We start from the raw sequence: 7,434 nt of genomic DNA, 5'->3' as shown, positions 1-7,434 counted from the left end.
CCCCGGTCGCCGAGGTCGCGCCCGGCCGGGTCCGCACCCAGGCCGGCGACATCGCCTGCCGCGCCGTCGTGGTCGCCGTGGACCCGCCGGCGGCGACCACGCTGCTGCCGACCCTGGGGACGGTACGCATGCACAGCTACACGACCTATTACCACAGCACCGACACCGCGCCCCTGGACGAGCCGATCCTGCTGCTCGACGGCGACCGGCGCGAGACCATCGCCAACACGGTGGTGATCAGCCGGGCCGCCCCGACGTACGCGCCGGAGGGGAAGCACCTGGTGGCGACTTCGGTGGTCGGCCCGTCCGCCCCACCCGAGCCGACGGTACGGGCGGAGCTGACCCGCCTCTACGGACGGTCCACCGCGGACTGGACCCACCTCACCACCGTCTCGATCTCCGACGCGCTGCCCGCCGCGCCCCCGCCGCAGGGGCGGCTGCGTAAGCCGGTGTCGCTCGGTGACGGGCTGTACGTGGCCGGGGACCACCGCGACAGCCCTTCCATCCAGGGCGCGCTGGCCAGCGGTTGGCGCACCGCCGGAGCGGTCCTGGACGGGCTGCGCACCGGCTGAGAAGGGGACCGCGCGGCCCGCGACTGGCCGGCCCTGCGCGCGCTCGATCCGGAGAACATCCCGCAGCCCCCGTTCCACCAACGGCCAGGCCCGCCCCTCGCGCGGGGGAACCGGCGACGCGGTCCTGTTCAGATCCCGCTGATGGTGGTCAGCGGCCTGGTCGCGCCGGCGATCGGCGTGCCGGCGGCGTTGCTGACGCTCGGCAGTTCATCACCCCGACGGCCGAGGACGAACAGTGGCTGTGGGGCGTCGTCGCGGTGGGATGGCTGCTCACTGTTATCCTCGCGTTGCCCATCGTGCTGCTGCGCCGGCGACGGCGTGATGCTGGCCGGTGAGGGATCGGGCGGGATAGGATCCGGCGCGGTGCCGGGGCGGTAGCTCAGCCGGTTAGAGCAGGGGACTCATAATCCCTCGGTCGCGGGTTCGAGTCCCGCCCGCCCCACCAAGCAAAACCCCTGGTCAGCCATGCTTCCGGCGACCCGGACGAACCGCGTCGAGATCCGGACCAACGACCTCAGTCCGCACTGAGTCCGCAGCAGCACGACCGGCCGCCCGGTCGAGGCGGTCCGCGACCTGGTCCAGGTCGTCCTCAAACAGGTCCGCGTACACGTCCAGCGTCATCGCCGCCGAGGCGTGCCCGAGCATCCGCTGCACCGCCTTCACGTTGGCGCCCTCGGCCACCGCGAGACTGGCCGCCGTGTGCCGCAGCTCGTGCGGCGTCAGGCCAGCGAGACCGATCGACTCCGCAGCCCGATCGAAGACCCGGCGACGGAGGTTGTTGTTGCGCAGCACCTCGCCGGCCGGGGAGGTGAACACCAGCTCGTCACCGGAACGGCCGGCGATCTGCGTGGCCATCGGCTCGACCAGGAAGCGGGGGAGCGGCACCGATCGGCGTTGATGCGTTTTCGGCGTACCGAACACCGCCCGACCGTTGACCTCCGTCACCGACTCCGCGACCAGCAGCCGGCGCTTCACCAGGTCCACCCGTCGCACCCGAAGCGCGGCCAGTTCGCCCCAGCGCAGCCCGGTGTACGCCAGCACCCGGATGATCAGCCCGTAGCCACCTACGGCTTCGAAGACCTCCAGTTCTACCGCGAGGTCGCCCAACCGGCCGAGCGCCGTTCACTGCGTGAAGAAGTGGCCGAAGGAGCCCTCCGGGACCAGGCCGTCGACGTGCTACGCAAGCGGGCCGACATGCTGCCGTCACCAGTCGAACCCAAGCTCTGACAGAGCCCACTGTGCTCCGACAACTGATGTGCGACACGACTCCGTCAGGTGATGTGCGACAGGGTCCGGCGATCGAGCGGTGGCTCAGCCGCCGACCAACGTCCTGTCATGCCGATGAGCGGGCTCCTCCTTGGGTGGAATCGGGGTGGGCGCACCGCCAAGCCGACAGTCCCTGATGCCGCTACCAGATGATGATGCCGCCGCGTACCGCCTTGGCGCGCTCCACCGCGTGCCGCGCGTTGGTCAGGTAGCGGAGGATGCGATCCGCGTCGATTCCAGTCGCGGCGGACAGTTGCTCGACGTTCTCTGCCAGGAGTACGCACTCCTGCTCGAAGGCGTCGAGCTGGCCGTGCGGGACCTGGAGATTCCCACGGTTCTCGACTGTGATGTCAGCGAGTTGCGGCAGGAACGTCGCGCCGAGACGCCGAGCGGCTGCGGAACCCCACAGCCTGTGACGAAAGCTTTCAGCTCCTACTCCGGTGCTGATGCCCGGCGGATTCACGAGAACGTCCCGACGGGCGTAGGCGTTGTCGTCCGGTATCCACACTGAGATATCGAGGCTCATCCCCGCACTCCCGCCATGTTTCGAATCACGGCAACTGTAAGCGATGGCCAGATGCACTGAACTGCCGCCGACTGCGCGTTCGGCGGCACGCTGTCGTGCCGATGAGCGTGCATGTGGACAGGGCTTGTCATACGGGGCAGCCGGGGCGGGTAGCATAATCCGCCCGTGAGTTCGATCATCAAGTTCTTCGTCGCTCCTGACAATGCGGCCGCGGCCAGCGTCGCGGAAAGCGGGCCTGGACCAGGCTTCGAGTCGGCCACCTACGGCAACTTTGACGTCTGGTCGACGCTTGAGGAGTGGGAGAGCCTCCTGATGGATCGGGACCTCGATGAACTCATAGCCGGCGGGGGCCCGGACGTGGTCAGCGGCGACGACACGCCTTTGGTCCTACTCGTCCCTCCCGATCTCACGAAGGCGCTGGCCGTCGCCGGCGGCGAGACGCTGGGCAGGACCGCCGAGCGGTGGATCGAGTTGCGGTGCGAGGAAGGCGAAGCGATCGACGATGACTTGGCCCGTGAACTCTTTGTTGAGATCGCTGCTTTGGCAGCGAACGCAGCGCGAACGAAGAGTTTGCTCTACTGCTGGATCTGCTGAGGCGCCGGCCAGGAGGCGCACAATTGGCCGATGGCCGCGCGCCGGATCAAGATCAGGTGCACCCATCTGCCGCGATCCGCTCGCCGCCGGGCCTCACGACGGGTCGGGCTGGCTGGCGGCCGGACATGCCGATGAGAGTGCGCCGAGATTGGGATGCCCTGCGGTTGATGACTGCTATTGCAGGAATGGGTGCCAGTTCCGGATCTGAGCGATCGTGACGCCCGGAGTAGTGAAATACGGGTCGGCGGCGATCAGAGCATCGACGGCCTGCCGGTCGAGCGCGTCAATGACGATCATCGCCCCGCTGTCGTCGGCGAAGGGGCCCGCCATCCGAACGGTTCCATCGCCGTGAAGGGCAGCGAGCCGGCTGCGATGGGCGGCCCGTGCGGCTAGGCGTTCGGGGTCACTGGTGAAGGTCAACTCTACGATCCACACACCGGCACGCTAGGACGCCGGGCCGTGCGGCGCTGTATCACTTGATACATGTCTTCGTTGGATTGCATCCCGGCGCTACGAGCCCTGTCTCCGGTCGAGCTGGAGGCGGTTGCCCGGGACAGTCGCGCGGTACGGTTCGGCGCCGGGACGGTGATACGGCCGGCCGGTGAGCAGCCGAGCGCCGTGGTCCTGCTGCTGTCCGGCACCGTGGTTGCCACGCACACCGCACCCTCTGGCGGTGAGGTGTGGCCCGATCAGTGGACGGGCCCTGCGATCGTGGACAAGTCCGCCGTGCTGGACACTGGTGCGCCGTCAACCGGGTTGGTGGCGATCACTGGGGTCACCGCGCGCCTGCTGCCTCGCATCCGGTTTCTGCGCCTGCTCGATGAGCAACAGTCGGTGCGTAAGCATGTCCTCGGACAGCTCGCGCGGGACGCCATGGCCACTCGACGGCGGCTCGCGCAGGCCGTCACGCTGCCGGCGGTCGCCCAGGTGGCTGCTTGGCTGATCGCGCAGGATCCGGCGGATCGGGTCGCCTGGCGGGGATCGCAGGAGCAGTTGGCGCGCATGCTCGGGCTGAGTCGGGTCACCATCAACCGGGCTCTGGCGCGGCTCACCGCTGCTGGCGCTGTTCGGCCTACCGGACAGGGAATAGTTATCGCTGATCGTGGGCGTCTCGACTTCTTATCGAGCGACTCCTGATCGGCCGGCAGCATGGAGGACATCGCAACTCATTGCGCTGCCACGCCCCCCCCCGACGACGGACATGCGGCCGCATTGCCGTGCCGCGACGCGCGGCAACCCGGCGCGGAGATCGGACGCGAGCTGGCAGCCGCGATGCAACACGAAGCGTCGCTGCCCGGAATAGATGCTTCTCGTCGCTGCGCGATGATCAAGTGCAACGGCGACGTTTCTTGACGTACGTCGTCAGGTGCCGCCGATGGTCGCCCTCCCCACGTGCAGTCAACTGCCGCGAAGCGCTCGAAACTGAAGGCGGCGGTGTGCGCTGGCCAGTGGCATCCACTTCACGGCAGCGGGCTGGCGGGTTGACTCGCGTTCAGTCCAGGTAAAGCCGGTAGCCCTGGGCAACAGGACGTAGGCCGCGCGACTCGTAGAACATGTGGGCGTCGGAACGGTCGACGTGAGAGAGCAGCTGCACCTTATAGCAGCCGGCCGCGCGGGCCAGATCGATCAGCGCATCGAACATGCAACCCGCAACTCCTTGGCGGCGGGCAGAGCGAGCGACGACAACGTTCTCCACGAGCATGTACGGTCGCCTACCACGGGTCAGATTCGGAACGACGATGCAGTCAACAGTGCCGACCGCCGTTCCCTCGCGCAGGGCGATCAGCACGGCGCGCCCCGCTTGGCCGATGATCTCCTGCCAAGTCTTCGTTGCCTGCTGGTGGGACAGCACCGGGTCAGCCGGATGCAGCTCGGCGTACAACGTTCCCAACGCCATCAGATCGCGCTCCGTTGCCCGGCGAACGGTGATCGTCACGGCGACACCCTATCGACAGGTGGGGCCGGCAGGCAGATGCGCGACCCTACAGCGCAGCATCGGACAACCGGGATAGTCGTACCCAACCTCGATACCCTGGCCGGCACCACGCCGGCATCCTGATCTGCCGCGATCCGCGTGATCTGGCCGACCGACCGGATACGGAGCGAGCAGCGTGCTGCCGAGGCGGTCCAGGTGTGCTTGATGTCAGGCCGCCCCGATCGGATATCCAATCGCGGCGACGTCCTGGTGCAGCCCGGCAACGGTTGCCTCCGGGTTCAAAGCTTGCACAACGACGTCAGTAAGCGGACGGTGCGCGACGACGTGTTCGACCACGGTCGGGTCGACCTCGATCTCGTAGTAGTCCTCGGCGAAGGTGACGTACCGATCGACGATGTTGTCGAGCAGGACCTCGAGCAGGTCAGAGCCGTCCGGGGCGTTGTCGTCGTACGGTTCGCGGAGTGGGGGGAACGTGATGGCTTCGCCGGCGCGCCAGCGGTCGTCGCCGGAGAGTCGCCACAGTACAGCGGTGGCGACGAACTGGCCCTCCTCGTCGCCGAATGCTGGTTCCTCGATCTGCGGGCGGAACACCGCCGGGATGCCGTCGAGCAGTCCCGGCCACAGCTCATGGTCCGGATCGAGATAGGGCGTCATCGCCGACTCATGGTCGAACACGCGGATGAATGCGCCGTCTGCGGTGAACACGACAGTCCATTCGTCGCCGCTGCCGTTGTTCATCAGCGCCGCCTCGTCGTCGCCCCAAGAGCGGGTGTAGGCGTAGTAGGGTTCGCCGCCGTCGACGATGCACTCCAGCACGGCGAGTGCCTTACAGCGGTCCCGTAGCACGTCGATGGTGGGCAGTTTGGCGGCGATGTCGTACACGGTCACCCGGTGAACCTACGCCCAGACAGCACTGGCGCCGTCACGTGCCTTGAGGGCGTCCACGAGCCTCCACCGGCAATGGCCGCTCATGCCGCGATCAGCGCGCTGGGTGTCGCAGATCAGTTGGCGGACGCCCTGTCGTACATCAGTCGACGGAGGACACTGACAGAGCCCACGCACTGCCGAATTGCCCTCTTTAGGATCAAGGCGGCCCGCAAGCGGGCCGCGCCGGCCGCGCTCGGCCTGCTGGCGGCGCAAGCGCCGGCATCGGCCGGCGCGCCGGCCGATACAAGCCTTGCCTCCGGCGGAGGCGCTCCGGTTTCTGGGATGGGCAACCATCCCGCCCACCGTCGACCCAGGCGGAGCCGAGCAGACCAGCGCCAGGGCGCCAAGGTCGTTCCTTAGGGTTCCAGTGTCTGGATGGTGTTCCGGGCCGCCGGGTTGGTTGGGTGTGGCTCAAGGTCGTTTGCCGTCAGGTGGCCATGGACGAGCGGCCGCCCAGCCAGCCCCTGGGCGCCTTGACCGCTGATTGAGATCTGCGAGTCGTCGCTTGCTAAGGAACTGCCGGCGGGGTCGTCCGAGGTGACCTGGATCTGGGTGCTTCGGGAGGACGGCTTGGCGCAGGTATGGGTAGGCGTGGACGCGGGCAAGCAGGCTCACCACGCCGCGGCGGTAGACGTGGCCGGGCGGGTGCTGTGGTCGACGCGGGTGGCCAACGATCAGCAGGCGATCGCGGACCTGATCGGCCGTGTCGGCGCCGACGACGAGGTGGTGTGGGCAGTCGACCTGGTCGGCTGCGAGACAGCCCTGCTGCGGGCGATGTTGGCGCTGGCCGGGCAGCAGGCGGTGTATATCCCAGGCCGCACGGTCAAGACGATGTCCGCTGGGTTCGCCGGCGAGGCCAAAACCGACGCGCGTGACGCCGTGGTCATCGCCAACACCGCGCGGATGCGGCATGACTTCCTGCCGGTCGAGACACCGACGGAGCTGATCGCCAAGCTGGCGCTGCTGGTGGCGCACCGTGCCGACCTGGTCGAAGACTGGGTTCGCACCGTGAATCGGCTGCGTCGACTGATGCTCGGGATCTCCCCGGTGTTGGAACGCGCGTTGACCTTCACCAACGTCGCGACGCTGATTCTGATCAGCGATTATCAGACGCCCGAGCAGATCCGCGCCGCCGGCCGCGAGCAGCTCGTGGCGCATCTGCGCCGGCATCGGGCAGTGAACGCCGTCAAGGTCGCCGATCAGGCGTTGGCCGCCGCGGCTGAGCAGAATCTCACCCTGCCGGGACAGGACACCGCTGCTGCGCTCGCCGCTGAGCTGGCCAGCCACCTGTTGCAACTGCACCAGCGCATGAAGAACACCGACAAGGCGATTGAGCAGGCGTTCGCTGCCCATCCGCAGGCCGGCATCATTCGCAGCCTGCCCGGCATGGGGGCACTGGCGGCGGCGGAGTTCATCGTCGCCGTCGGAGACCTGTCAACCTTCGCCAGCCCCGATCACCTGGCTGCCTACGCCGGTCTGGCCCCGGTGGCCCGTGACTCGGGTAAGCGCGTCGCCAACCTGCGCCGGCCGCAGCGCTACAACCGGCGGCTGCGCCACGTGTTCTACATGTCCTCGCTCAGCACGCTGCGGATGAACGGCCCGAACCGGGACTA

9 protein-coding genes, 1 tRNA gene and 1 pseudogene are annotated in these 7,434 nt (G+C 68.0%); 6 read left to right on the top strand and 5 right to left on the bottom strand.

Going from position 1 to position 7,434, the window contains the following annotated elements:
- Both AB0I76_RS18525 and AB0I76_RS18520 read left to right on the top strand, forming a co-directional pair.
- On the top strand, positions 1 to 572 hold a 572-nt coding region (locus tag AB0I76_RS18525), incomplete at its 5' end, for an FAD-dependent oxidoreductase (RefSeq protein WP_357036643.1).
- 368 nt (positions 573 to 940) lie between these two features.
- A tRNA-Ile gene (locus AB0I76_RS18520) sits at positions 941 to 1,017 on the top strand.
- Between the two features lie 14 nt (positions 1,018 to 1,031).
- Here the strand turns inward: AB0I76_RS18520 and AB0I76_RS18515 are convergent.
- Complete coding sequence (locus tag AB0I76_RS18515; RefSeq protein WP_357036640.1) at positions 1,032 to 1,679, bottom strand: site-specific integrase; 648 nt, start codon at positions 1,677 to 1,679, stop codon at positions 1,032 to 1,034.
- 301 nt (positions 1,680 to 1,980) lie between these two features.
- Complete coding sequence (locus AB0I76_RS18510; protein ID WP_357036637.1) at positions 1,981 to 2,364, bottom strand: hypothetical protein; 384 nt, start codon at positions 2,362 to 2,364, stop codon at positions 1,981 to 1,983.
- Positions 2,365 to 2,529: 165 nt separating this feature from the next.
- Here AB0I76_RS18510 and AB0I76_RS18505 point away from each other — a divergent pair, with 165 nt between their 5' ends.
- Complete coding sequence (locus AB0I76_RS18505; RefSeq protein ID WP_357036635.1) at positions 2,530 to 2,958, top strand: hypothetical protein; 429 nt, start codon at positions 2,530 to 2,532, stop codon at positions 2,956 to 2,958.
- A 174-nt stretch (positions 2,959 to 3,132) separates the two neighbouring features.
- On the opposite strand, the gene AB0I76_RS18500 is transcribed toward AB0I76_RS18505, so the two are convergent.
- Positions 3,133 to 3,393: a YciI family protein gene (locus AB0I76_RS18500; RefSeq protein ID WP_357036632.1), complete on the bottom strand. Its 261-nt coding sequence runs from the start codon at positions 3,391 to 3,393 to the stop codon at positions 3,133 to 3,135.
- 48 nt (positions 3,394 to 3,441) lie between these two features.
- Here AB0I76_RS18500 and AB0I76_RS18495 point away from each other — a divergent pair, with 48 nt between their 5' ends.
- Together AB0I76_RS18495 and AB0I76_RS18490 are read left to right on the top strand one after the other, a co-directional pair.
- Complete coding sequence (locus tag AB0I76_RS18495) at positions 3,442 to 4,095, top strand: Crp/Fnr family transcriptional regulator (RefSeq protein WP_357036629.1); 654 nt, start codon at positions 3,442 to 3,444, stop codon at positions 4,093 to 4,095.
- A gap of 99 nt (positions 4,096 to 4,194) precedes the next feature.
- Positions 4,195 to 4,311 (top strand): annotated as a pseudogene (locus tag AB0I76_RS18490) (GNAT family N-acetyltransferase); the annotation flags it as partial.
- 139 nt (positions 4,312 to 4,450) lie between these two features.
- On the opposite strand, the gene AB0I76_RS18485 reads toward AB0I76_RS18490, so the two are convergent.
- Positions 4,451 to 4,894, bottom strand: coding sequence for a GNAT family N-acetyltransferase (locus AB0I76_RS18485; RefSeq protein WP_357036626.1), 444 nt, complete (start codon positions 4,892 to 4,894; stop codon positions 4,451 to 4,453).
- 207 nt (positions 4,895 to 5,101) lie between these two features.
- Complete coding sequence (locus AB0I76_RS18480; RefSeq protein WP_357036623.1) at positions 5,102 to 5,782, bottom strand: hypothetical protein; 681 nt, start codon at positions 5,780 to 5,782, stop codon at positions 5,102 to 5,104.
- Between the two features lie 576 nt (positions 5,783 to 6,358).
- On the opposite strand from AB0I76_RS18480, the gene AB0I76_RS18475 reads away from it, so the two are divergent.
- Positions 6,359 to 7,434: IS110 family transposase (locus AB0I76_RS18475; RefSeq protein WP_357036620.1), on the top strand; the 1,076-nt coding region annotated here is incomplete at its 3' end.

The sequence above is a fragment of the Micromonospora sp. NPDC049799 genome, from assembly GCF_040656655.1.
In the GTDB taxonomy this organism is placed as follows: Bacteria; Actinomycetota; Actinomycetes; order Mycobacteriales; family Micromonosporaceae; genus Micromonospora.
This window is presented reverse-complemented; position numbering and strand designations above follow the sequence as displayed.